General features: G+C 69.2%; 20 protein-coding genes. 16 read left to right on the forward strand and 4 right to left on the reverse strand.

Annotation, left to right across the window (positions count from 1 at the left end; genetic code table 11):
- Positions 1-54: 54 nt before the first annotated feature.
- From CITRI_RS0110350 to CITRI_RS0110370, 6 genes are all read left to right on the forward strand, one after another.
- Positions 55-1,179 (forward strand): hypothetical protein, encoded by a 1,125-nt coding sequence (locus CITRI_RS0110350; protein WP_010144718.1) that lies wholly within the window; start codon positions 55-57, stop codon positions 1,177-1,179.
- A gap of 70 nt (positions 1,180-1,249) precedes the next feature.
- Positions 1,250-2,932 (forward strand): LuxR family transcriptional regulator, encoded by a 1,683-nt coding sequence (locus CITRI_RS0110355; RefSeq protein ID WP_010144719.1) that lies wholly within the window; start codon positions 1,250-1,252, stop codon positions 2,930-2,932.
- A gap of 48 nt (positions 2,933-2,980) precedes the next feature.
- On the forward strand, positions 2,981-3,856 hold the full coding sequence (locus tag CITRI_RS17340) for a class I SAM-dependent methyltransferase (protein ID WP_010144720.1): 876 nt from the start codon (positions 2,981-2,983) through the stop codon (positions 3,854-3,856).
- Positions 3,856-4,104: a hypothetical protein gene (locus CITRI_RS20225; RefSeq protein WP_369732160.1), complete on the forward strand. Its 249-nt coding sequence runs from the start codon at positions 3,856-3,858 to the stop codon at positions 4,102-4,104. The genes CITRI_RS17340 and CITRI_RS20225 overlap by 1 nt, the downstream gene beginning before the upstream one ends.
- Before the next feature lie 214 nt (positions 4,105-4,318).
- Positions 4,319-5,791: a DUF2252 domain-containing protein gene (locus CITRI_RS0110365; RefSeq protein ID WP_010144722.1), complete on the forward strand. Its 1,473-nt coding sequence runs from the start codon at positions 4,319-4,321 to the stop codon at positions 5,789-5,791.
- 90 nt (positions 5,792-5,881) lie between these two features.
- On the forward strand, positions 5,882-6,928 hold the full coding sequence (locus tag CITRI_RS0110370) for an alcohol dehydrogenase catalytic domain-containing protein (RefSeq protein ID WP_202798442.1): 1,047 nt from the start codon (positions 5,882-5,884) through the stop codon (positions 6,926-6,928).
- 17 nt (positions 6,929-6,945) lie between these two features.
- Here the strand turns inward: CITRI_RS0110370 and ectB are convergent, their stop codons facing one another.
- Positions 6,946-8,226, reverse strand: a complete 1,281-nt coding sequence (ectB, locus tag CITRI_RS0110375; RefSeq protein WP_010144724.1) for a diaminobutyrate--2-oxoglutarate transaminase — start codon at positions 8,224-8,226, stop codon at positions 6,946-6,948.
- 551 nt (positions 8,227-8,777) lie between these two features.
- Between ectB and CITRI_RS17345 the strand changes: the two genes are divergently transcribed.
- From CITRI_RS17345 to CITRI_RS0110415, 8 genes are all read left to right on the forward strand, one after another.
- Positions 8,778-12,761 carry a Pls/PosA family non-ribosomal peptide synthetase gene (locus tag CITRI_RS17345; RefSeq protein WP_010144726.1) on the forward strand — a complete coding sequence of 1,328 codons (3,984 nt, stop codon included), beginning with the start codon at positions 8,778-8,780 and terminating at the stop codon, positions 12,759-12,761.
- Between the two features lie 69 nt (positions 12,762-12,830).
- Complete coding sequence (locus CITRI_RS17350) at positions 12,831-13,847, forward strand: M20/M25/M40 family metallo-hydrolase (RefSeq protein WP_010144727.1); 1,017 nt, start codon at positions 12,831-12,833, stop codon at positions 13,845-13,847.
- Positions 13,848-13,910: 63 nt separating this feature from the next.
- The gene (locus tag CITRI_RS17355; protein ID WP_010144728.1) at positions 13,911-14,879 is read left to right on the forward strand and encodes a M28 family peptidase; all 969 of its coding nucleotides are present in this window, start codon (positions 13,911-13,913) and stop codon (positions 14,877-14,879) included.
- Positions 14,880-15,019: 140 nt separating this feature from the next.
- Positions 15,020-16,339, forward strand: coding sequence for a heparan-alpha-glucosaminide N-acetyltransferase domain-containing protein (locus CITRI_RS0110395; RefSeq protein ID WP_141566065.1), 1,320 nt, complete (start codon positions 15,020-15,022; stop codon positions 16,337-16,339).
- A gap of 110 nt (positions 16,340-16,449) precedes the next feature.
- Complete coding sequence (locus CITRI_RS0110400) at positions 16,450-17,175, forward strand: response regulator transcription factor (protein WP_010144730.1); 726 nt, start codon at positions 16,450-16,452, stop codon at positions 17,173-17,175.
- 56 nt (positions 17,176-17,231) lie between these two features.
- Positions 17,232-18,329: a cell wall metabolism sensor histidine kinase WalK gene (locus CITRI_RS0110405; RefSeq protein WP_010144731.1), complete on the forward strand. Its 1,098-nt coding sequence runs from the start codon at positions 17,232-17,234 to the stop codon at positions 18,327-18,329.
- 49 nt (positions 18,330-18,378) lie between these two features.
- Entirely contained in the window at positions 18,379-20,862 is a 2,484-nt protein-coding gene (locus CITRI_RS0110410) for a hypothetical protein (RefSeq protein ID WP_010144732.1), read from the forward strand.
- Between the two features lie 389 nt (positions 20,863-21,251).
- On the forward strand, positions 21,252-22,145 hold the full coding sequence (locus tag CITRI_RS0110415) for a ribonuclease Z (protein WP_010144733.1): 894 nt from the start codon (positions 21,252-21,254) through the stop codon (positions 22,143-22,145).
- 29 nt (positions 22,146-22,174) lie between these two features.
- Here the strand turns inward: CITRI_RS0110415 and CITRI_RS0110420 are convergent, their stop codons facing one another.
- The 3 genes from CITRI_RS0110420 to CITRI_RS19805 all read right to left on the reverse strand — a co-directional run bounded on the left by CITRI_RS0110420 (position 22,175) and on the right by CITRI_RS19805 (position 23,118).
- Positions 22,175-22,381 (reverse strand): helix-turn-helix transcriptional regulator, encoded by a 207-nt coding sequence (locus CITRI_RS0110420; protein WP_010144734.1) that lies wholly within the window; start codon positions 22,379-22,381, stop codon positions 22,175-22,177.
- Complete coding sequence (locus tag CITRI_RS0110425) at positions 22,381-22,866, reverse strand: DUF2975 domain-containing protein (RefSeq protein ID WP_010144735.1); 486 nt, start codon at positions 22,864-22,866, stop codon at positions 22,381-22,383. Before CITRI_RS0110425 ends, CITRI_RS0110420 begins: the two co-directional genes overlap by 1 nt.
- Before the next feature lie 78 nt (positions 22,867-22,944).
- The gene (locus CITRI_RS19805; RefSeq protein ID WP_192807900.1) at positions 22,945-23,118 is read right to left on the reverse strand and encodes a hypothetical protein; all 174 of its coding nucleotides are present in this window, start codon (positions 23,116-23,118) and stop codon (positions 22,945-22,947) included.
- A 212-nt stretch (positions 23,119-23,330) separates the two neighbouring features.
- On the opposite strand from CITRI_RS19805, the gene CITRI_RS0110435 reads away from it, so the two are divergent.
- Together CITRI_RS0110435 and CITRI_RS0110440 are read left to right on the forward strand one after the other, a co-directional pair.
- Positions 23,331-24,065: an MOSC domain-containing protein gene (locus CITRI_RS0110435; protein WP_237709043.1), complete on the forward strand. Its 735-nt coding sequence runs from the start codon at positions 23,331-23,333 to the stop codon at positions 24,063-24,065.
- A 40-nt stretch (positions 24,066-24,105) separates the two neighbouring features.
- A complete protein-coding gene (locus tag CITRI_RS0110440; RefSeq protein ID WP_237709044.1) occupies positions 24,106-25,563 on the forward strand; it encodes a deoxyribodipyrimidine photo-lyase in 1,458 nt (485 codons plus the stop codon).
- Positions 25,564-25,595: the final 32 nt, after the last annotated feature.

Below are 25,595 nucleotides of genomic sequence, written 5' to 3' on the forward strand. Positions count from 1 at the left end.
CGGTTCTGCCGATACTGATATATCAGACCCGTCGACGAAAGGCCCGGTCCTCCCATGACCGCACCACCCGCCTCAAGCACCCATCTGGCCACCGTGGAGAGGACCAGCGCGCTGCGGGTCGTCACCTACGCCGGGGCGATCATCGCCTTCCTCATCGGTTCGGGCTTCGCCACCGGCCAGGAGATCCTGCAGTACTTCACGTCCTACGGGTACTGGGGCATCTTCGGCACGGGGCTACTCGTCCTGGTGCTGATCACCTACGTGTGCGTCGAGTTCTTCGTGGTCGGCCAGGCGAGGGCGTTCGACCGGCCCTCACGGATCTTCCACTACTACTGCGGGCGCTACCTGGGCACCTTCTTCGACTACTTCTCCATCCTCTTCGTGTTCCTGTCCTTCACCGTGATGGTCGCCGGTGCCGGCGCGGTGTTCGAGGAGCACTACGGGATGTCCAAGTTCGTCGGGGGGATCGGCCTGGCCGCGGCCGTGGGCATCACGGTCTGGTTCGGACTGAAGAGCCTGGTGGACGTCATCGGCAAGGTCGGGCCGTTGATCGTGGTGATCGCCGTCGCCCTCGGCGTCCTCGGCGTCCTCCGCAACCCGGAGGGCATCGTCGACGGGGCGGCCATCCTCCCGGAACTGGACCTGACCCAGGCCTCCACCAACTGGTTCATGGCCGGCCTGTCCTACGTGGGCTTCTGCATGCTGTGGCTCGCGGCCTTCCTGACCGCGCTGGGCAAGACCGCCCGTACCCGGCGGGAGGCCGCCAGCGGGGGAGTCCTCGGCGGCGTGGTCTTCTCCGTGGCCTGCATCGTCGTCGGCCTCGGCCTGCTGGCGAACATCGAGATGGTCGCCGGCACCCAGATCCCGATGCTCGTCCTGGCCTCCGACGCCGCCCCCTGGCTGGCCGCGGGCTTCGCCGTGATCATCCTGGCCGGTATCTACACCACGGCGGTGCCCCTGCTGTGGACGGTCTCCTCCCGGTTCTTCACGGACAAGACCCGCCCCTACAAGTTCCTCACCCTCGGCCTGGCCGCCCTGGGCACGGTCATCGGCCTGATCCTGCCGTTCGATCAGATGGTCAACATCGTCTACGTGATCAACGGCTACGTGGGCATCCTGCTGCTGGTGCTCATGATCGTCAGGACGGTCACGCGGACGGTCCGGCGCCAGGCCCCCTAGTCCGCGGGTCCCCGACCGGTCACTCCGTGACTCCCGAACCGGCCGGGGATACAGTGGACCAGGAGTCCCGATGGCTGAGAACGGCACCACCCTGTTGACGGCGGCCCGGGCGGCATTCGCCCGCGGCGAGTGGGACAGCGCCCATCGCGACTTCGCCCGGGTCCGGTCGCTGGGGGAGCTGCCCACGGAGGACCTGGACCGGTACAGCAGCACGTTGTGGTGGGTCGGGGACGTCAGGGAGTCGGTATCCCTCTCCGAGGAGGTCTACCACCGCTACGAGGACGACGGCGCCCCCCTCGCGGCCGCCATGAAGGCGCTGAACCTGGGACTGCTGTGGTTCATCCGGGGCGACCTCGTGATCTCCTCCGGCTGGGCCAGCCGCGCCCGGCGCCTCCTCAAGGACTTCCCGGACTGCGAGGAGCACGGGTACCTGCTGTACCTGGACGCGTCCGTGGACCTGGACTACGGGGACCTGCGGCCCACCCGGGAGGCCGCGGCCAGGCTGGACCACCTGGGCCGGCGGCTGCGGGCTCCGCAACTGACCTCCTTCAGCCTGGTCCTGTCCGGCCTGGCGGACATCCGCGACGGCGCGACCGCCCGGGGCTTTGCGCAACTGGACGAGGCCATGCTGCCGGTGCTGGCGGGCCAGTTGCCGCCGGAGTGGGCCGGGGACATCTACTGCACGGTGATCCACGCCTGCCACGCCCTGGCCGACCTGCCGCGCATGCGCGCCTGGACCCAGGCCACCGAACAGTGGTGCCACCAGTTCCGGGGCGAGGTCGTCTACTCCGGCATCTGCCGCATCCACCGGCTCCAGCTGCAGTGCGTCGAGGGCCAGTGGGACCAGGCGGAGGAGGCCATCGAACGCAGCGGCACCGAACTCATCGGCCGCAACAACTGGGTCGCCGCGGAGGCCTTCTACCAGCTCGGCGAGATCCGCCGGCTCCGCGGTGACACTGCCGCCGCGCGGGCGGCCTACGACCAGTCCCGGCGCCTCGGCACCGATCCGCAACCGGGGGAGGCACTGCTCCTGCACGCCGAGGGCAGGTCCGAGGACGCCTGGGCCGCGCTGTGCGCGGCGCTGGCCGGACGGGACCGGCTGGCCGGGGTCGCGCTGCTGGGCGCCGGCGTGGAGGTGGCCCTGTCCCTGGGACGGGTGCAGGAGGCCGAGCACCTGTGCTCGGAACTGGAGTCCACGGCCACGGACTTCGGCACCCCAGGGTTCCGGGCCTGGGCGGCCCACGCGCGGGCCCTGGTGCTGGTGACGGGTCGGCGGTACGCCGAGGCCCTGCCCGTGGTGCACCGGGCCGCCGCCGAATACCGTGCCCTGGGGGCCCGGTACGAGACCGCCCGGATGCACGAGCTCCTGGCCCGGGCCCACCGCGGCCTCGGCACGAGCGGGGCGGCGGCCGCCGACCTGGCCCAGGCACTGGCCCTCTACACCGGCCTCGGTGCGCGTCCGGACGTCCGCAGGCTGGGGGGCGGTCAGCTGCCCGGCGGGCTCACCGGGCGCGAGGCCGACGTCCTGGCGCTCGTGGCAGACGGTGCCAGCAACCGCGCGGTGGCCGAGGCCCTGTTCATCAGCCAGAAGACGGTCGGCCGGCACCTGGCCAACATCTTCACCAAGATCGGGGTCAGCTCCCGGACCGCGGCCGGAGCGTGGGCTCACGAACACGGGCTGCATCGAATGCCCCATGCCGGGGACGGGACCATGGGTACTCCGCCCGATGTCACGACGGGGCGCCGCTCCTAGCGTTGACGGTGCCAGGGAACACTGGCACCACCCACGAAGGAGAGACCAGTGACCACGCAACTCTCGCGCCACCAGACCGACGCCGGGACCGCGTCAGCACCCCCGGTGCCGGAGGTCGACCCCGCAGCCGTGGCCGCCTTCGCGGAACGCTGCGTCGGCTTCATGAACCAGGGGGCCATCGCCCTGCTCATCAGCGTCGGGCACCAGGCCGGGCTCTTCGAGCTGATGGTGCGCCACCCGGGATCCACGAGCCGGCAGCTCGCGGACACCGGACACCTCGACGAACGCTACGTCCGGGAATGGCTGGCGGGCATGGTGACGGCGGGCATCGTCCGCTACCACCCGGACACCCGCACCCACGTGTTGCCACCGGAGCACGCCGCCGTCCTCACCGAGTCCGCCGGCCCGGACAACATGGCCCACCTCATGCAGTACATCGGGGTGATGGGACGGGTGGAGCAACCGATCGTGGAGAGGCTCCAGCACGGTGGCGGGCTGTCCTATGCGGACTACCCGGACTTCCACCGCATCATGGCCCAGGAGAGTGCCGCGGTGAACGACGCCTCCCTCATCGACGGGATCCTGCCACTCGTCGAGGGCCTGCCGGAGCGACTGGAGGCCGGGATCGACGTGGCCGACATCGGATGCGGTTCCGGCCACGCCATCAACCTCATGGCGGCCGCCTACCCGGGCAGCCGGTTCACCGGATACGACTTCTCTGCGGACGCCATCGCCACGGCCCGCCGGGAGGCGGCCGAGTGGGGCCTGGCCAATGCCCGGTTCGAGGTCCTCGACGTCGCCGCGCTGGACGTGTCGGAGGGATTCGACGCCATCACGGCCTTCGACGCCATCCACGACCAGGCCCATCCCGCACAGGTGCTGGGCAACATCCACCGGGCCCTCCGGCCGGGGGCGTGTTCCTGATGGTGGACATCAGGGCCGAGAGCCAGGTGGAGGACAACCTCAACCTGCCCTGGGCCAGCTACCTCTACGCGATCTCGATGTTCCACTGCATGAGCGTCTCCCTCGGCCTCGGCGGGGACGGGCTGGGCACGGTGTGGGGCCGGCAGGTGGCGGAGCGGATGGTGTCCGAGGCGGGCTTCACCACCGTCGAGGCCACGGACATCGCGACCGACCCGTTCAACACCTACTACGTCGCGTCGAAGGACTGACCACGCCCATCCCCCGGGGGCCGGGCCGTCACGGCCCGGCCCCCGGTGACGCGTCAGGACCGCCCGGGCCCCCGGAGTCTCCCGGACCCTCCCGCGGACGGTGAGTCCTTGAGCGCCCGGGCCGGTGATCCGACCATGGAGGGACGATCGGCACACGCCCGTCGCCCGCGAACCGAGGAGCCTGTCATGTCACGGTGCTGCACGAGGTCCTCCGATGGCTGAGGCCGTGCTGCGGATGGGGGAGGACGCCCCGAGCATCGCATCACGCCGGGCACGCGGTGAACGTGCCCGGCGGGCCGTTCCGCACGAGGCGCACGCCGAGCTGCCGGTCCGGCCGGCCGGCGTCGACCCCGTGGCGCTGCTGGAACGGCAGGCTGCCGATGACATCCCCGGGCTGGTGCCCGTGCGCTACGGGCGCATGCTGGTCTCACCGTTCACCTTCTACCGCGGCGCCGCCGTGATCATGAGCGATGACCTGGGGTCCGTGCCGAACACCGGGCTGCACGCCCAGCTGTGCGGGGACGCGCACGTGGGCAACTTCGGCCTGTTCGCCTCGTTCGAGCGGCGGCTGGTGTTCGACGTCAACGACTTCGACGAGACCTACCCCGGCCCCTTCGAGTGGGACCTCAAGCGCCTGGCCGCCAGCATCGAGGCCGCAGGCCGGGACAACGGCTTCGACCCCTCGGTGTGCCGACGCGCGGTGGTCGCGATGTCCAAGTCCTACCGCAAGGCCATGCGCGGCTTCACCGGCATGGGTGAGATCGACCTCTGGTATGCACGACTGGACGTGGTCGCCTCACTGGCCGAGTTGCGCCGCGTCCTGGACGAGGCCGCCATGCGGCGCGTGGACCGGGCCGTGCGCAAGTCCCTGTCCCGGGACCGGTGGCACGCCGCCCGGAAGACCACCGAGGTGGTGGACGGCCACCTGCGGTTCCGCCTCGATCCCCCATTGCTCGTGCCCCTCGACCAGGTCTACCCCGGCGGGGACGCCACCCGGCGCCGCGCCACGCTGCTGGCGATGATGGCGGACTACGCCCAGACCCTCGGGCCCGCCGTGCGCCACATGCTCCAGCAGTACACGCTCACCGACGTCGCCCGGAAGGTGGTGGGGGTCGGCAGCGTGGGCAGGCGGGCCTGGGTGTTCCTGCTGGAGGGGACCGGCGGGATGGACCCCCTGGTCCTGCAGTCCAAGGAGGCCCGGGCCTCCGTGCTGGAGCACGGCCTGGCGCTCGCCACCGACCGGGGGGTCACGGTCGGGGCCGCGGACGAGGCCGGCATCGACATGGTGCCCGGCCACGCCTCCCAGGGACAGCGGGTCGTGACCGGCCAGCGCATCATGCTGGCCACCGGCGACCTGCTGCTCGGCTGGAAACGGGCCCGGATCAACGACACCGTGCGCGACTACTACGTCCGCCAACTGCGGGACTGGAAGGGCCAGTTCGCGATCGAGGATTTCGCCCCCGACAGCCTGGAGGTCTACGGCCGGTACTGTGCCTGGATCCTGGCCCGCTCCCACGCCCGGTCCGGGGACCGGTTCGCGATCGACGCCTACCTGCGCAAGGGCCGGGGCTTCGACGAGGCGCTCGCCGACTTCGCGGCCCGGTATGCCGACCGCAACGAGCAGGACCACGCCGCCCTGGAGCAGGCCGCACGCGGGGGACGGGTCGCGATCGCCCGCGACGTGTAGGGCCGGCCCGTGGTGCCCGGCAGTACGGTGGATGCGGGCCAGCCGGGCCGGAGCACCCACCGACGATCGAGAGCAGAGGCAGCACACACCATGAAGGCCGCATTCATGTACGGCGCGGGAGACGTCCGCGTCGAGACCGTGGACGACCCCACCCTCCAGGAACCGACCGACGCGATCATCCGGACCGTACGCTCGTGCGTGTGCGGTTCGGACCTGCACCCCTTCCACACCATGCCCGCGGCGCAGACCGGGAGCCCGATGGGCCACGAGGTCATCGGCATCGTGGAGGAGACCGGCGCGGAGGTCACGACCCTCACGCCCGGTGACCTGGTGATCTCCTCCTTCACCTACCAGGACAACACCTGCGTGCACTGCCGCGAGGGCTTCCACGTCTCCTGCCTGCACGGCGGCTTCTTCGGGGGCCAGGGAATCGGGCTGCAGGCCGAGTACGTGCGGGTCCCGCAGGCCGACGGGACCCTGGTGGTGGTGCCCGGCGTCGACGAGACCGGCAACGGCTCCGAGGACCTGCTCGCGAGCCTGCTGAGCCTCTCCGACGTGTACCTCACCGGATACCACGCCGCGCACATGGGGCGGGTCGGCCGCGGCACGACCGTCACCGTCGTCGGGGACGGCGCCGTCGGGCTCTCCGCGGTCCTGGCCTCCCGGCAACTCGGCGCCGAGCGGATCATCCTGATGGGCCGTCACACCGCGCGGACCGACCTGGGGCGGGAGTTCGGCGCGACCGACGTCGTCAGCGAACGCGGACCGGAGGGCATCGACCGGGTCCGGGACCTGACGTCCGGGGAGGGCACCCACGTGGTGATCGAGGCCGTGGGGCACCTGCCGGCGCACGAACAGGCCCTGGGCGCGGTCCGCGCGGGCGGGACCATCTCGCGCGTGGGCGTGCCGCAATTCGCGGAGGCACCCCTGGGCGGGCGACTGTTCCGGGACAGCATCACGCTCACCGGTGGGACGGCGCCGGTGCGGGCCTACATCGAGCGGGCAATGCCCGGGGTGCTCTCGGGAGAGATCACCCCGGGCAGGGTCTTCGACCGCTCCATGCCCCTGGACCAGGCCCCCGAGGCCTACGCGGCCATGGACGCCCGCGAGGCACTCAAGGTGATGCTGGTGCCGTGATCACGCCTCGCCCGGCGTCAGCTGGCGAGTGCCAGGGTCCTCACCTGGGCGGCGTGCTCCTCCACGGCCGAGCGAAGGATCGCCAGGCCGCGCTCGAGGACCTCGTCGTCCGTGGTCAGGGGCGCCATGACCTTGATGACCTCGTCGTGCGGACCGGCGGCCTCAATCAGCAGGCCGTTCTGCACGCAGGTGCGCCGAATGGTCGCCGAGGTCTGCTCGTCGAGGACGTCCAGGCCCTGCATCATCCCCCGTCCCTTGACCCGGGACCCGGGGATCAGCTTCGAGAGGTCCAGCAGGCACTCGCGGACCCTGGCCGAACGGCGGCTGACGGTCTCGGCGAAGTCGGCCGTGGTCCAGAACTTCCGCAACGCCACCTCTGCGGTGACGAAGGCGTGCGCATTGCCCCGGAACGTACCGTTGTGCTCCCCGGGCAGCCACTCGTCCAGCTTCGGACGGATCAGCAGGATGGACATCGGCAGCCCGAACCCGGACAGTGACTTGGACAGGACGACCATGTCCGGGTCCACGCCCATCTCCTCGAAGCTGAAGAACGTCCCGGTGCGTCCGCAACCGGCCTGGATGTCGTCGATGATCAGCTTGGCGCCGTATTCGGCGGCCAGTGAGGCGATGCGCCGGAGCCATTCCGGGGAGGCCTGGTTGAGTCCGCCCTCGCCCTGGACGACCTCGAGGAGGATGGCCGCCGGCGCGTCGACCCCGCTGGAGGGATCGGCCAGCATCTTCGCCAGCGTCTCGCTGGTGTCCACCCCGTCACCGTTGTAGCCGTCGTACGGCATGCGGGTGACCCCGTGCAGCCCCAGCCCGGACATCCGGTGATGCTGATTGCCGGTCGCCGCCAGGGCCCCGGCGCTGCCGCCGTGGAACGCGTTGGTGAAGGCGATGACGTTGCTGCGGCCGGTCACCTTGCGGGCCAGCTTCAGCGCGGCCTCGACGGCGTTGGTGCCGGTGGGGCCGGTGAACATCACCCGGTAGTCCATGCCCCGCGGAGCGAGGATGACCTCCTGCAACGTGGTCAGGAAGCGGGCCTTGGCCTCGGTGTGCAGGTCCAGGCCGTGGGTGATGCCGTCCCCGGCGATGTATTCCATCAGGGCGGCCTTCATGTCCGGGTCATTGTGCCCGTAGTTCAGGGAACCGGCTCCGGCGAGGAAATCGATGTACTCGTTGCCCTCACCGTCGTATAGGAGGCTTCCCACGGCCGTGTTCAGCACGTGGGGGAATGACCGGCAGTAGCTCCGGACCTGGGACTCTCGTTCGGTGAAGACGTCGTGGTGATCGGACACTGCACTTTCCTTCCAGCTGGGATGGCCGTAACGGGGATGGGGTCGTCGGCCCGGGCAGACCTCGCGGTCATAACCACCGTACGAACGGGCGCCGCCCGGGACATGGGTGGAAGCCACTTGTCCCGTACCTGCGTGCCCAGACAGCGCCGGACGCGGGCCCTGGGGGCGGTGGCCCACCGCTGGGGCACCCCGTCGCGGCGCGCCGTCGAGGGTGACCACGTGGGTGATCAGTGGAGTCCGGGTATCGAGCGGGTGGACCACGCGTATGGCGGCGGGGAATCGAGTATGCGTCACGGATCTGCGCCGTGCGCTGCGTCCATACCGTGGGGGGCGATGCCGTGACCGCCCCGTGGTCGCGCGCACCGTCTCTCAGACCCCCTATGAGCAGAATCATGAGGCTTTCGATGGCTCCGGACGAGATATCCGAAACCCGCGTCGACACCACTGGAATGCTGACTGAAGTCCGTAAGGCTGAAGCAGCGCCGGCAGGGTCGGCCCTACTACTACAGTCCCCGCATGACCAGGAGGTCCGGTGGCGTCCGGGCGAGCGGATGGAGACACTGTTCGAGGAGCAGTGCGATGCCCTGGCCCGGGAGGGCCGCGCAGGCCAGCTGGCCGTGGACGCCGGCAACAGGACGCTGACCTACGCCCAGCTGGACGCGATGGCGAACCAGCTGGCCCGGTTCCTGCTGGCCGACGGCGCGAAGGCCGGCGACCGGATCGCGTTGCTCTTCGACCAGGCCATCTGGTCCTACGCCGCGATGCTGGCCGTGCTGAAGATCCGGGCCGCGTACGTGCCCCTCGACGCCGGCTTCCCCTCCGACCGCATCGGTTACATCATGGAGGACTCCGGGTGCAGCAGGGTCCTGACCCTGAACCACCTGGTCAACCTCCTGCCGGACACCAGCGTGATCGCGCTGGCGCTGGACACCGAGGTGCCGCTGATCAAGCAACTGCCCTCGTCCCGGCTCGGCGAGTACGAGAAGCCCGAGCCGGTCGAGGACCTGGCCTACATCATCTACACCTCGGGATCCACCGGACGCCCCAAGGGCGTGGCGATCGAGCATCCCAGCATCTGCAACTTCATCCGCGTCGCGGCAGAGGTCTACGGGTACGAGCGCGATGACCGCGTCTACCAGGGCCTGACCATCGCCTTCGACTTCTCCGTCGAGGAGATGTGGGTGCCGTGGATGGTCGGTGCCACGCTGGTGCCCAAGCCCAGCTCGGTGAGCCTGCTCGGCGCCGACCTCGAGGAGTTCCTGCTCGAGAACCGCATCACGGCGATGTGCTGCGTGCCCACTCTGCTGGCCACGATCGAGGGGGAGCTGCCGGACGTCCGGTTCCTGCTCGTCTCCGGCGAGGCCTGCCCGCGCGACCTGGCCGAGCGCTGGCACCTGCCCGGCCGGCGGTTCCTCAACGTCTATGGACCCACCGAGGCGACCGTGACCGCGACCATGGAACTGCTCGAGCCGGGCAAGCCGATCACCCTCGGCCAGCCCCTGCCGACGTACACGACCATGATCCTGGATCCTGACGAGCCGCGGGCGCTGGCGCAGGGCGAGATGGGTGAACTCGGCATCGCCGGGATCGGGGTCGCAGCGGGTTACCTGAACAACCCGGAGAAGACCAACGAGGTCTTCATCGACGACTTCATGGACATCCCGAACAATCCCTCCGGACGCATCTACCGCAGTGGGGACCTGTGCCGGGTCAATGAGTACGGGGAGATCGAGTACTTCGGCCGGATCGACACCCAGGTGAAGATCCGCGGGTACCGGATCGAGCTGTCGGAGATCGAATCGGTGCTCCTGCAGGTGCCCGGGATCGCCCAGGCCGTGGTCGACACCCACGAACCGGCTCCGGGGATGGTCGAGCTGGCCGCGTTCTACACGCTGCGCAGCGATGTCGAGTCGCTCGACCCCCAACTCATCCAGGACGAGCTCCGCGACCGGTTGCCGGGGTACATGGTCCCGGCGTTCTACGAACAGCTCGAGACCATGCCGATGCTGCCCAGCGACAAGGCGGACCGCAAGAGCCTGCCCACTCCGAAGAATCGGCTGGGCGTCGCCTCCGACGTCGAGTACGTGGAGCCTGCGAACGACACCGAGGCGGAACTCGCCGAGCAGCTCGGGGCCGTCCTGGGCATGGACCGCGTCTCCGTCGAGGCTCACGTGTTCGAGGAGCTGGGCGCCAACTCCCTGACGATCGCGCGGTTCTCCGCGGCGCTGCGGCGAAACACCGACCTGCCGCCCATCGGCGTGCAGGACATCTACCAGGCACCGACCATCCGGCAGCTGGCCGCTACGGTCGACACCCCGGAGGGCAAGGCCTCCTGGGCTGAACCGTACGAAGTGCCTCGCAAGGGGCGTTCCAGCACCTTCGAACACGTACTGTGCGGTGTACTGCAGACCGTGCTCGCCCTCGGGTACTCGCTGCCCCTCATGGCGGTCGCCGTGATGGGTTACGACTGGGTCATCCAGGGAACCGGCTTCATGGAACTCTGGGGCCGGTCGGTGGCCTTCACCATCGTCTTCTTCGTGGGGATCTGTGCCCTGCCGATCCTGCTCAAGTGGGTGGTCATCGGTCGGTGGAAGGAACAGCACATCCGGATCTGGAGCCTGGCCTATGTCAGGTTCTGGCTCGTCAAGACACTGGTCAACCTCAACCCGTTGGTTGCCTTCGTCGGCACCCCGATCCTGCCGTTCTACCTTCGGCTGCTGGGCGCCAAGGTCGGCTCCAACGTCCTGATCCTGACGCCCAACATCCCGGTGTGCACCGACCTGCTGACCATCGGCGACAACACGGTGATCAACAAGGAATCGGCCTACAGCGGCTACCGCGCCTATGACGGGTGGATCCAGACCGGCCCGGTGACCCTTGGCAGGGACGTGTACGTCAGTGAGAAGTGCATCCTGGACATCGGCTCCACCATGGGCGACGCCGCACAGCTCGGCCATACGTCCTCCCTGCACCGGACCCAGGTCATTCCCGCGGGCGAGAGCTGGCATGGTTCTCCGGCACGGCCGACGGACTCCAACTTCGCCAGGGCCAGGCCACTGCGGGCCAGCGGGCTGCGTCAGTTCATCTACAGTGCGCTCGTGCTGATCAATGCCACCGTGCTGTTCAGTCCGCTGATCCTGCTGGCGGTAGCGGTGATCGTGCCCGCGTATCAGGCCTCCGGTCACCTGAACTTCGCGAATCCCCTGTTCTACGTGGACCTGGCGATCGTAGCGTTCATCATCTGGTTCGGTGGTCTGTTCGCCGTCCTGGCCGCGGTCACCACGATTCCCCGACTGCTCAATCGCCTGATCACCCCGGGGAAGACCTATCCGCTCTTCGGACTGCACTATGCCGTCCACCGCACGATCTACGGGATGACCGACGTCTTCCAGTTGCTCCATATCACGGCGGACAGCTCCCTGGTGGTGCACTACCTCCGCCTGCTGGGATACAAGCAGCCCAACCTGGTGCAGACGGGATCCAACTTCGGGCCCGAGGTCCAGCACGAGAACCCGCACCTGTGCACCGTGGGATCCGGGACCATGGTCTCGGACGGCCTGTCGATGATGAATGCCGACTACTCGAGCACCTCCTTCCGGGTGTCCGAGGTGGAGATCGGCGCGACGAACTTCTTCGGCAACGACGTTCCCTACCCCGCCGGTGCACCCACCGGTGACAACGTCCTGTTCGGGACCAAGACCATGGTCCCCATCGATGGCCCGCTTCGCGAGAACATCGGCCTGCTGGGTTCACCGGCCTTCGAGATCCCCCGGACGGTCGACCGGGACGCCGAGTTCAAGAAGATCGATAGTCCCGAGGAGATTGCGCGCCGGATACCGGCCAAGAACAGGCACAACGGGGTGTCCATCGCGTTGTACCTGCTGAGCCGCTGGGTCCTCGCATTCGTTGCCCTGATGGCTGCCGCGGTGGTCCTGGCCTGGCCCTCGGACAATCCGGGCCTGGTGGGCCTCACGGGTCTGGGACTCTGGGTGGGCTTCATGGGCTTCTTCGCCTTCCAGGTTGCCTTCTTCATCCTGCTCGAGCGCGCCAGCACGGGTTTCAAGGACATGGTCCCCATGACCTGTTCGGTGTACGACGTGAAGTTCTGGCAGCACGAGCGGTTCTGGAAGTTCATCTACCCGATGCCCTTCTTCGAGGGCACTCCGTTCAAGCCCGTCGTCTGGCGCCTGCAGGGCGTGAAGATGGGCAAGCGGGTCTTCGATGACGGCGTCGCCATTCCGGAGAAGACCCTCGTGTCCATCGGTGACGACGCGGTGCTCAATGCGCACAGCATCATCCAGTGCCACTCTATGGAGGACGGCGTGTTCAAGCTGGATGCCATCAAGGTTGGCCGCGGTTGCACCGTCGGCACGGGCATCTACCTGCACTACGACGTCGAGATGGGCGACGGCTCGGTCCTGGAACCGGATTCCTTCCTGATGAAGGGGGCCAGGGTCCCCGCAGGCGCCCGCTACGGGGGCAACCCCGCCCAGGAGATCGAGACACTACCCGCCGCTACCGGCGTAGAAGCATAGAAGGATGAAATGAATCGGAGCCTGAATCGGGGCTCGGTCCGCAGGGGATCGCGCCGGCAGAAGAGGGGTATGGCCCTCGTCGCGGCCGGCGCGATCGCCCTGCTGATGACCGTCATCGTCGTCGCCGTGAACGCGGCGAGCGAGGCCGGTCGCAAGGCAGCGGTCAGTCCGGTCTATGCACACCTGGAGCAGTTCCAGGCCCTCGCCGAGGAGCACGGTGACCGTGCTGCGGGCACCGATGGATATGAGGCTGCGGCCCAGTACGTCGAAGAGCAACTCGAGAGGGCAGGTCTGGAGAGCACTCGCCACTACTTCACCTTCTATGACGATGACGAGGAGATGGAGAGCTTCAGCATCATCGCCGAGACTGCCGAGGGCAGCGCCGAAGACGTCATCATGCTCGGCGCTCACCTTGACGGGGTGCCGGGCAGCCCGGCCATCAGCGATAACGCCACGGGTTCGGCAGCACTGCTTGAGGCTGCGAGCGCACTGGGCACGCAGGATGAGATCAAGCACAAGGTCCGTTTCGCCTGGTGGGGTGCGGAGGAGTACCGCCGCGCCCCGGGGTCCCGTGCCTACGTCGAGGACCTGGACGACGAGGACGAACTCGAGAACATCAAGGCGTACCTGAACTTCGACATGGTCGCCTCGCCCAACCCGGTCATCGGCGTCTACGACGCGAAGGACGACGATGCCTCGCAGGACATCCCCGAGGGCTCGGTCAAGGTCATGAAGTTCTTCACGGACTACTTCGATTCCCGTGGGCAGCCGTGGGTGGCCACGGGGTGGGACATGAGTTCCGACCAGAGGTCGTTCACCCGGGAGGACGTACCGGTAGGTGGGCTGTTCACTGGCAGTGACGAGAGGAAGTCCCGCAAGGACGTCCGCATCTTCGGGGGTGTCGCCAAGGCACCGCGGGATCCGAACTATCACACCCCGAACGACGACATCAGCAATATCGACATGGATGCGCTGGACATCATGACCGATGCCGTCACCCATGCCGCGACCGAACTGGCACAGGACCGCAGCGCCCTGAAGATCAGTTCCGTGGACAGCACCGAGGACAGCGGCACCGCGGAATGAACCGTTGACAGGCTCGCTCCCTGCAGTCCGCAAGACCATCCCCCAGAACAAGAGGACGACACCATGAAACTGAGCTGGCTCCTGGGACCACGTCCCGCCCCCCTGCAGGGCTTCACCCCCGCGGTGTCGCGCGACGGCGTGCCCGCCGCCTATGAGCACCTGCGGCAGCTCCAGGCCCTCGCCAACCGGCACGGTGATCGAGCCGCGGGCACCTCGGGCTACGAGGCGGCGGCCCGGTACGTCGAACGTCAACTGGCGGACGCGGGCTATCGCAGCACTCGCCAGTACTTCACCTTCCGGGAGGACGGCAGGGAGATCGGTACCTTCAACATCCTCGCCGAGACCGTGTCCGGCCGGGACGACCACGTGGTCATGCTCGGGGCCCATCTCGACGGCGTGCCGGGCACCGCGGCGATCAATGACAACGGCTCGGGCGTCGCGGCCGTGCTGGAGGCCGCGAAGGCCGTCAGCCGGCTGGACCGCATCGACCACAAGGTCCGCTTCGCCTGGTGGGGGGCGGAGGAGTTTGACAAGTCGCACGGTTCACGGCACTACGTCAAGGACCTGGCCAAGAACAACCCGGAGGAGCTTAGGAAGATCTCCTCGTACCTGAACTTCGACATGATCGCCTCGCCCAACCCGGTGGTCGCGGTCTACGACGCACGCGACTCGGATCCCGACTTCAAGATCCCCGACGGGTCGACGCAGATCATGGACCTCTTCACCGGCTACTTCGACTCCCGCCGGCAGCCCTGGACCACCACTGACTGGGGCTACGACTCCGACCAGGTCGCGTTCGCCAAGAAGGGCATCGCGGCAGGCGGACTGTACACCGGGGACAGCGACAAGAAGACGAAGAAGGAGGCCCTCATTTTCGGCGGTGAGGCCAAGAGGCCCTGCGATCCGCACTACCACAAGCCCGGTGATGACCTCGGCAACGTCAATCTCGGAGTCCTGGCCCTCATGACCGATGCGATCATCCACGCCGCCACTCGTCTGGCCGCTGCGCCGGCAATCTTGACCAAACCTTGAGCTTCCCGTCCGACGTCCTCAATGTGCGCCTGTCAGCATCGGATTACGGCACGGGCCGGGACTTGGAACAGTCCCGGCCCGTGCAGGAGGGGCAACGCGCACACCGCGTCGGACAGCAAGAAGACAGGTTCAAGACAGTCATGGTAGACATTCCACCCAGAGGCGGCCCCGAGGCCGGCCCGAAGCCCGCCCCCAAGGCCCAGAAGAAGCGCCTGATCGGCATCGATGCCGCACGCGGTCTGGCACTCATCGGCCTGATGGCCATTCATATCCTGCCGGAAGAAGCCGAATCCGGGGGGCCTTCACTAACGTGGACATTGTTCGCCGGGGACTCGGCTGCGCTCTTCGCGCTGCTGGCCGGCGTGGGCCTGGCCCTGTCCACCGGGGGGAGGGCGCCCCATCAGGGGCGGACCCTGATGTCTGACCAGGTCGGACTGGCGGTGAGAGCAGTGATCATCGGCATCATCGCCTTGGTGATCGCCGCACTGCAGCCCGAGGACCCACCGGTCGTCAGCATCCTGCTCTACTATGCGGTGTTCTTCCTCCTGGCCATCCCGTTCCTGGCCCTGCGGCCCATGGCGCTGTTTATCAGCGCGGGGGTCTTCGCGGTCGTCTCCCCGTTGCTGATGCAGAGCATGTACGAGGGCCTGCCGGACTCGTCGGGCTACAACCACACCCTGGTCATGTTCTTCACGGAGCCGACCGCCACGCTGTCCGAACTGCTGCTCACGGGGGCCTACCCGGCGCTGACGTTCATGGCCTTCATTCTGGCTGGCCTCGGCCTGGGACGCCTGGACCTACGTAGCACGCGGGTCCAGGCCATGATGGCCGGGATCGGTGCGGCCATGGCCATCGTGGCAAACCTTGTCTCCTCGCTCCTGCTCTACGCCTTCGGCGGTTACGGGGCACTACTGGACACTGAGGACATGACGATGGACAGCCTCGATGATGCGCTGGCCTTCGGCCCGGACATCCTCTACAACACGTCCTTCTGGTGGCAGGCCATCGCGACCCCGCACAGCGGAACCACCCTGGCCATTGCCTCCAGTCTGGGCATCGCCATGGCGGCGCTGGGCGTGCTCCTCCTGCTCGGTGCCCGGTATGGCCGGTTTCTGACGCCCCTGGCCGCCATGGGTTCCATGACCCTCACCCTCTACTCGACCCACCTGCTCGCCCTCATCCCGGAGGTTCACTACGAGGCCCCTGTGCTGTGGTTCGTGGTGCAGGTCGGCGCGGCGGCCGCGTTCGCTTGGTTCTGGCACCAGTCCTTCCGCCGCGGTCCGCTGGAGACGGTCGTGCATCGCGCTGTCGACGGTGCCCGTACGGTTACCACGAGTGCCAAGGAGGCCTCCGTCCGCGAGGCAGCCGGCGCGGTCCAGGGCGGGAACGTCACGGGCCGCTCTGCCGAGAACCCGGGCGAATCGCCCCACCGGCCGCCGTCCTCCTCCTCGGACGGCTGAGCGCCCCCGACACGTGCCCACCGTGTCGTCCGGACGGTCCGCATTCCGGACTACCGGTCCGTATCCTGAAGTCAGACGGCAGGATGGCCGGTATACACCGAGGAGGCACCATGACTGACGCGTCGGTGGGACGGATACTGGTGGTCGAGGACGAACGGGACCTGGCCCGGTTGATCCGCGACTACCTGGAGAACGCCGGCTTCGAGGTCCAGATGCGCCACAACGGTTCCGAGGCGCCGGCCGCGGTGCGGGAGTTCGCCCCGGACGTCCTCGTGCTGGACCTCGGGCTGCCGGGCATCGACGGCTTCGAAGTCTGCCGCCAGGTGCGCGCCTTCACCCAGTGCCACGTGCTGATGCTCACCGCTCGGGACGACGAGGTGGACAAGGTCGTGGGGCTGTCCCTCGGGGCGGACGACTACGTCACTAAGCCGTTCAGTCCGCGCGAACTCGTCGCCCGGGTCCAGGCCATGATCCGCAGGGCCCGGATCTTCCCGACGTCGGCCCTCCCACATGCCGACGTGCCCGCCGATGGCGTGCACGAAGTGGGGGAGCTGGTGGTGGACGAGGGATCGCGGCAGGTCCGCCTGGCGGGGGTGCCCATCACCCTGACCAAGACGGAGTTCGACCTGCTGGCCTGCCTCGCGGCATCCCCGGACCGGGTGCTGAGCAGACGTCAACTGCTGGACTTGGTCTGGGGTGAGTCCATGACCACCGACGACCACCTCGTGGACGTCCACCTGGCCCGGGTGCGCCGCAAGCTCGGCGAGGACGCGGCCAAGCCGCGGTACATCCAGACGGTGCGCGGCATCGGCTACCGGATGGTGGCAGCCACGTGAGGTGGTCGTCCCCCAAGGGGGACCTATGGGAATCGAAGGAAGACCGGGACGCTGGCATGCCCCGGGCCTCGCTGACGGTCCTGTTCCTTATCGTCCAGCTCCTGGTGCTGGTCGTCGGGCTGGCCGTGATGGCTGTGACGACGCTGCTCATCGGACCGCAGATGTACATCAACGAACTCATCCGGGAGGGCCGCGGCAGTGACATCCGGGCCATCTTCGACCTGGACAACTCCTTCCGGGAGGTGAGCCTGCTCGCCATGTCGGTGGGCGGGCTGACCTCGCTGGTGATCGCCGCGGTGGTGAGCGTCCTGGTGACCCGGCAGATCCGGTACTCGGTCTCGCAGGTGGGCGATGCCGCGAACCGCATCGCCTCCGGCGAGTTCGACATCAGGCTGAAGCCCTCGAAACTGGGCTCGGAGTTCGACGCCCTGGTCGATTCCTTCAATGACATGGCCGCAAAGCTCGAGGCCGTGGACCGGACCCGTCGCCAGATGCTGGCGGACCTGGCCCACGAGATGAGGACGCCCCTGGCCAGCCTGAAGGGGCACCTCGAGGGGATCGAGGACGGGATCGTGCCCCAGGACCGCCACACGGCAGCGATCCTGACAGCGCAGATCAACCGCCTGGAACACCTGGCGAAGGACATGAGGGCGCTGACCCAGGCCGAGGAGGGCATGGTCCACCTGCAGCTCAGGCATCACGATCCCACCGACCTGGTCCGGGACACCATCGCTGCGGCGGAGCCCACGGCCAGGGCCCGGCAGGTGGAACTGTCCGCCCGGGTGCCCGGCGGTACGGTGTCCCACGTGATGGTGGACCGGCGACGGATGGACCAGGTCCTCAGCAACCTGGTGGAGAACGCCTTGCGTCACACGCCGGCCGGTGGCCGGGTGACGGTGGGCCTCTCGGAAGGGACGCATGAGGTGTCATTCACCGTCTCGGACACCGGCGAGGGCATCGACGCCGAGGACCTGTCCCGCATCTTCATGCGTTTCTACCGGGTCGGTGAGGGCCGTGAGGGCAAGCCCGGTGGATCGGGACTGGGACTGGCCATCAGCAAGGCCCTGGTCGAGGCGCAGGGGGGCGCCCTGACCGCCTCCAGTGCCGGTCCCGGACAGGGAGCCGAGTTCACCGTCCGCATGCCCCGCAGGTAGCCGTCCGGCGACCGTTCCCCTCCACCGGCCGACAGGGGACGATGGGACCATGCCGCACCTGGACCCCGGCCTGCTGGAACTGCGGATCCACGGGATTCGGAACACTCCGTCCCACCACATGCTCCGGGCCATCCCGGCCAACGTCCAGCGCACCCGCGGAGACCAGCTGGCCGGGTTCTCCATCGACCGCGCCTCGGAGGCCGGTCACCGGGTCGAGGCCTACTCCTGGGGTCGGCTGGCCCGGTTCACGGGGTTCCCGGCCCTCGGGCGGCTGGGGGACAGCCTGGTGCGCGCCGTCTGGTTCACCCTCGCCCCCTTCGGACTGGCCAACACCGCCTACTGGTCCCGTCACCAGCTCGGGAAGGGCCCGACGTCGGCCCCCACCGGATCGAGTCCGCCCGCCACGGCAGGGTGTCCCCTGCCCGAGGTCATCGGCGAGGGGCGCCTGGCCGGCACCGTGCGACTGCTCGGCCTGGCCCTGACCCTGCTCTTCGTCAGTACTGCCGCCACTGTCGCCTTGGACATGGCCGCCGTCGGGCAGGGCGGATTCATCCGCGACACCATGGCCGGCTGGCCTGCCGGTGCCCGGACGGCCGTGCTGACGGTGCTGCCCGTGCTGGCCCTCAGTGTCATCGTGCTGATGTCGGCCCTGGCGCGCACGAGATACCTGCCGGGGCCACCGTGCGCAGCGCCGGTGGCCCCGGTCGAACCGACCGCGCCGGCCGACCACGAGGACACCCTCGGCCATGCCGGCGACCGGAACACGCCCAGCCACGTCCTGGCCCGCAGCGGCCTGTGGCGGGTCGGTGCCGGCATGCGGTTCCTGGGCCTGCTGCACACCGCGGGCGCCCTCGCCTGGACCGGCTCGATCGTGGCCCTGGCCCGGGCGGACACGATGGTGACCGGCGGCCCGAGAACCCTCGGCGCGATGGACCAGGCGTGGATCGTGCTGCTGGCCGTCGGGCTGTCGGTGATCGCCGTCGTCGGGGTCCGCATCCTGCGCTCCCAGGCCCACGATCCGCGCACGCGCGCCCCGGCCGGCCACCGGATACTGTTCGCCGCGGGTGCTGCCGTGCTCCTGTCGGCGATGGTGTGCTCGTTGGTGGACGACCGTCCGGCCGGTCATCCCGGTCTGGGCCAGCTCGCCGCGGACGACCCGGCGATGGCCGGCAGCCGGGGCGGGGGACTGTCCACCGTGATGGTGACCTTGGGCCTGGCCGTGCTGTTGGTCGTCCTGCTGATGCGGTCACGGCGCGGCGTGGCGGATCGGGACCGCGACGCCGTCGCCTGGGGTGGCAGCGGACCGTTCGTCTTCTCATCCCTGGCGGTGGGTTTCGCCCTGCTGCTGTCCTTCTCCACGGTGATCCTGGCCGCCTGGTCACTCGGGAGCACCGAGCCACCGGTGATCCACCTGCTGTTCGCCTCGGGCTTCACGCTGCTCACCGGGGCTGCCCTGACAGGGCTGGCCGTGCAGCTGTTCCTGTCCTGGCGGGCGGGGGAGAGCGAGACGGCACGGGAACTGTCGTCGGTCCGTGACCGTCTGGTCGCCGACGCCGGCCCCTGGGCGGAGGCGCCGGTCATCAGTTCCGCGGCGCGGGCCGTCTGGATCTCGCGGCGGGTCGCCTCACTGCTGCGCCGCGCGGAGGTGATCACTGCCTGGCTGGCTGCCGCGGTCCTGGTGGGCCTGGCGGTCTCGGTCGTGCTGAATGCGGCGTGGCTCATCGGCTGGCCCGGGCTGGACGGGTGGTGGCCACTGGTCCGGGGGACCGGCACGGTGGGACTGTGGATCGGCGTGGTGCTGGTGGCAGCGATCGCGATCCTCTCCGGCCGGGGCCAGAGCCGGCCGGCCGGACTGCTGTGGGACCTGATGTGCTTCCTGCCCACGCAGGCCCATCCCTTCGGGCCGCCGTGCTACTCGGAGCGCGTGGTGCCGGAGGTCACCGACCGGATCGAGGAGTGGGTCCAGGAGCCGGCCGACGGAATGCGGCGCGTGGTCCTCTCGGCACACTCGATGGGCGGGGTGCTGGCGGTCTGCGTGCTGTTCCACCTGTCCGCCCGCGGCATGACGGAGGACCGGCTGCAGCGCATCGGAATGTTGAGCTACGGTTCACAGCTGCGCCGGTACTTCGCGCGGGTCTTCCCCCAGGTGCTGGGTGCGCAGGTGCTCTCGATCATCCCCGCCCCACCGCCCTCGGCAGATGGCCGCGACCCCTGGCCCCCCGAACTGGCCGAGGAGGTCGACCGGGAGCAGAGTACCCACTGGCTGCCAGGGGCAGCGGCGTCCCTGCAGGCGCCGGGGTCCCTGTGGTGGATCGTGCGAGACCGGTGGACCAACCTGCACCGGCCGAACGACCCGCTGGGGTTCACCGTGCGGTACGGCGGCTCCGGCCCAGCAGGCGGCATGGATGTGCAGGCCGAGGAGTTCGTCCGCGGCGCGTACCAGTTCACCGTGGCCACCCACCAGGGCTACCTCGAGTCCGTGGCCTATGCGCAGGCGCTGGAGTCGCTGGTCGGCCGTCTCGGCCGGGATTGAGATGGTCTGCAGCCCAACCACGTGGCGCCGTCATCTCATCGTGACTTGGGCGGGGATAGCCGAAGGTGCCGGTTTGAGGCCCGAAGTCTGGACGATAGTCCACTGTGCGGCAGCGGTGGCGCCTCGATAACCTGAAGGAGCCCTATGAGACGGTGCACACGGACCGGAACAGTGGAACAAGCCCGGGGGGATACGGGCCCACTGATCCTCAGTCCATCAGGAGGCGGTCATTGCGACCGCCTCCTGACTCGTTAAGGAGTTGGACAGGATCGTACGCGGCCCGGCTGCGTGCGCGTGGACCATGGTCGCCCGGCGCGCCGCACGTCGAGTCGCACTGGTCACTCGCCTCGGGGGTGCGGAGTCGCTGCCCATCATGCGAACCTCGGGACATGCGCGAACTCGTGGTCCTCGGCACCGCCTCCCAGGTCCCCACCCGCGAACGGAACCAGAACGGCTACCTGCTGTTGTGGGACGGCGAGGGGTTGTTGTTCGATCCCGGCGAGGGCACCCAACGGCAGATGATCCACGCGGGCGTCTCCGCCAGCAAGATCACTCGCATCTGCCTGACCCACGTCCACGGGGACCACTGCTACGGTGTGCCTGGCGTCCTGTCCCGCATGGCGCTGGACGGCGTGGAGCACCCGGTGCACCTGCACTACCCGACCTCCGGAGAGCCGGTGGTTCGTGCTCTGGTGTCCCTCGCCTCGGGACGGCTCGACCTCCGGCTGCATCCCCACGGAATCCCGGGTGAGGTGGCCCCCGGGCTGGAGGTCCGCCCACTGGAGCACCGCATCGAGGCCTACGGGTACCGGGTCGGCGAACCGGACGGGCGGAGGCTGTTGCCGGAGCGGCTCGATGCGGCCGGCATCCATGGCCCGGACATCGGCCGGTTGCAGCGGGAAGGCGTACTGCACGGTGTGTCCCTGGAGGACGTCAGCGAGTTCCGTCCCGGCCAGCGCTTCGCCTTCGTCATGGACACCGCCCCGTGCCCCGGCGCGGAGGAGCTGGCGGAGCGGGCGGACCTGCTGGTCGCCGAGTCCACCTTCGCCGACGCGCAGGCCGACCTGGCCCGGGACTACCGACACCTCACCGCAGGGCAGGCCGGTGCCCTGGCAGCCACCGGCGGCGTGCACATCCTGCTCCTGACCCACTTCTCCGCGCGCTACCAGGACCTCGAACCCCTGCGGGCAGAAGCCCGGGCGAGGGCAGGCGACACTGAAGTCCATGTTGCCCGGGATCTCGACCGGATCCGGCTGCCGAAGCGCCGGCCAGCCCATCCCTGAGCGCGCCGGCTGGACCCGCCCGGAGCGCATCACTCCGGCTCCCACCGCAGCAGGTCTCCGGGCTGGCAGTCCAGCACTTCGCACAGTGCCTCCAGCGTCGTGAACCGCACGGCCTTGGCGCGGCCGTTCTTCAGTACCGCAAGGTTCGCCGGTGTGATGCCCACGCGCTCTGCCAGTGCTCCCACGCCCATCTTGCGCCTGGCGAGCATGATGTCGATGTCCACCACGATCGGCATCAGATCACCTCGTCGAGCTCGGACTGCAATGCCCGGGCCTCGGCATCCCGGTCCACGGCCTGGGCCAGCAGCATCCGCTGGACGTAGACCACCAGCGCCACCCCGGCCACCACCAGGGCCGCACCGCAGATCAGGCCGACCACACCGGGCGCCGCGGTGGTCGGGGCCAACGCCACGGCGATCCCGAAGACCAACACAGCAGCAACCGCGATCGCCCCGGTGATCGTGTCCACGTACCGGAAGGCCGCGGGGGAGAAGACCGTGCCCTGCCGGACCATGGCCAGCAGGCGCCACACGCAGACGGCCACCACCTGGAGGGTCACGATGCCCAGCACCACGAGGACCACGAGAGTGATCCGCAGCCAGTCCGGTGCCCCGGCCAGGTCCGCCCACAACAGCGGGACGATGACCACCTGGACGAACAGCGAACCCGCCAGGGCGACGGCGAGTACGCCGCGCAGGGCGAGGATGGTGATGTTCCGCATGAGAGCTCCTCTGATCGAATGTCGAGAGTAACCTATCGTAAAACGATAACTATTGCCGGGATTTTCGGCCTACCCCGCCTACGTCTCCAGTTCCGACCCCATCACCACGGTGCGTGGCGGTGGCAGCGGTGGGGTGTACATGAACGGGTGCGGAAACACCACTGCCCCCGGAATACGCCGCACCCCATCCAGGGACGCGATGATCTTGGTCGAGTTCGCCGCCAGCACCACGAGCTCCAGCAGACCGATCATCACCCCGGCGAACAGCGATGCTCACGGCGTTGTGCTCCATGCTGAACGCCGTGTAGAGGGCGTGCCGCGGGCTCGTGCCGATGTCCCCGAAGACCACTCCGAGGGCACCCAGGGCCGCCACTCTCCTCGTAGGCAGTCCGGGACCACCTCCGCCCTGCGGTCGAGGAGAAACCATGGCGGTATCGTGCACCCGTACCGGTCACAATGGTCAGGTGAGAGACACGCCGCACCAGCCAGTTCCATCGTCCGAGTCCGGGCCCGACGTCGGCCGTGGCCCGGGTGCCGTCGTCACCGTGCGCGTGGGCCGGGTCCAGCGGCAGGCATGGAACGGCCGTGAACTGTCCACGGCCGCCGCGAAGGACGTCGTCGGCGGCCCCGTGTCGGTCTCGATCACGGGCCTGGCCGGTGACGAGCAGGGCGATCGAAAGCATCACGGCGGAGTCGAGAAGGCCATCCTGGCCTACGCCCAGGAGAATTATGACGCGTGGCAGGCAGACGGCATCGACATCCCGGGGGGCGGATTCTTCGAGAACTTGACCGTGACCGGCTGGCCGGAAGCAGCGGTGCACGCCGGGGACCTGTTCCGCATCGGCGAGGTCCTGGTCCAGGTCAGCCAGCCCCGGCGCCCCTGCACCACGCTCTCCGCCCGGTGGGCGATGCGCGAGCTGCCCCAGCTCGTCCAGCAGACCGGCCGCTCGGGCTACTACCTGCGCGTCCTCGAACCCGGACAGATCCGCGCGGGCGACCCGATGACCCTGGTGAGCCGCCTGGACGGATCCGTCTCCGTGGCCGAGATCAACCGGATCATGAACGTGGACCGGGACGACCGCGAGGGCGTCGCGCGACTGCTCGCCTCCCCGGAACTGCCGCAGAAATGGCGCAGCGGTTTGCAACGCAGGCTCGGCGGTGAGTTCGAGGACGATTCCGCCCGCCTCGGACCGAGCTGACCAGAACGGTCCTGACAGACCCGGCCAGTACGCTGGGCACATGCCTGAGACGCCGTCCATGCAGTCGCCTGACACGGGCTCCGCGCGCCCGCTGACCATCGTCTGGTTCCGTGATGACCTGCGCGTGGCCGACCACCCGGCCCTGACCGCAGCGCGGGAGGCGGGCGCCGTCGTCGGGCTCTGGATCCGGGAGGCGCGGGACGCCGAGGGGCGCGGACCCCGGCCTCTGGGTGGGGCCACCCGCTGGTGGGCACACCGGTCCCTCGAGGTGCTCGCCGTCGAGCTCGAGGAGCTGGGCATCCCGCTGGTGTTCGCCGCCGGGCCGGCCGCTGAGGTGCTGCCCGCGGTGGCCTCCGGTCTGCAGGCCTCCGCGGTGACGTGGAGCCGCCGGTACGCCCCGGCCTCCCGCGCCCTCGACGCCCACCTGAAGGACGGGCTGCGCGCCGCCGGGCTGGAGGTCCACAGCCACCCGGGGTCCCTGCTCGTGGAACCATGGGAGGTCAGCACCGGATCCGGCGGCCACTACAAGGTGTTCACCCCGTTCTGGAAGGCCGCCGCGGACCTGCCGGTCGGGGCGCCGCTGCCGGCGCCCGAGCCCCAGGACCCGCCCGCCGGGCTGTCCGGACGCCTGGACCGGCTGCACCGCGACGGCACCGTGGTGCCGCTGGGTCAGCTGGACCTGTTGGACGAGGACCCCCGGTGGTGGGAGGAGACCGTCGCCCGGTACTGGGAGCCGGGTTGCGTCACCGCCGGGGAGGCGCTGGCCGGCCTGGAGGAGACGGTGACCGGATACAGCACCACGCGGGACGTCCCGGGCGATGACCACGGCACCTCCCGGCTCTCACCGCGCCTGCGCTTCGGTGAGCTCTCCCCCCGTCAGCTGGTGCACGCGGTCACCGCGCATCCCGAGCTGGGGGTCCCGGAGAACGAGGACCGCCGCGCCTGGGTGCGCCAACTGTACTGGCGCGAGTTCTCCTGGCACCTCACCTACCACTGCCCGCCGCTGGAGTCCGGGCCGCTGCGCCCGGAGTTCCGCGCCTTCCCCTGGGAGCCCGACGACGACGCGCTGCGGGCCTGGCAGCGCGGGCGCACCGGGGTGCCCCTCGTCGACGCCGGCATGCGTCAGCTCTGGCAGTCCGGCTGGGTGCACAACCGGGTGCGGCTCGTGGTCGGCAGCTTCCTGGCCAAGAACCTCCTGCACCCGTGGTGGGACGGGGAGCAGTGGTTCTGGGACACCCTGGTGGACGCGGACGAGGCGAACAACCCGGTGTCCTGGCAGTGGGTGGCCGGCTGCGGGGCGGACGCCGCCCCCTACTTCCGGGTGTTCAACCCCGAGACCCAGCGCGAGCGCTTCGACCCGGACGGCGTCTACGTACGCCGGTGGGTCCCCGAGGCGGTGGAACCCCTCAGCGGCTACCCCGAGCCCATCGTGGACCTGAAGGAGTCCCGCCGGCACGCCCTGGACGCCTACGAGGAGATGAAGAACGCCGCGTCCTGACCGCTGGGGACCACCGGCGGGCGGCGACGGCC

Source organism: Citricoccus sp. CH26A (assembly GCF_000224415.1).
Classification (GTDB): Bacteria; Actinomycetota; Actinomycetes; order Actinomycetales; family Micrococcaceae; genus Citricoccus.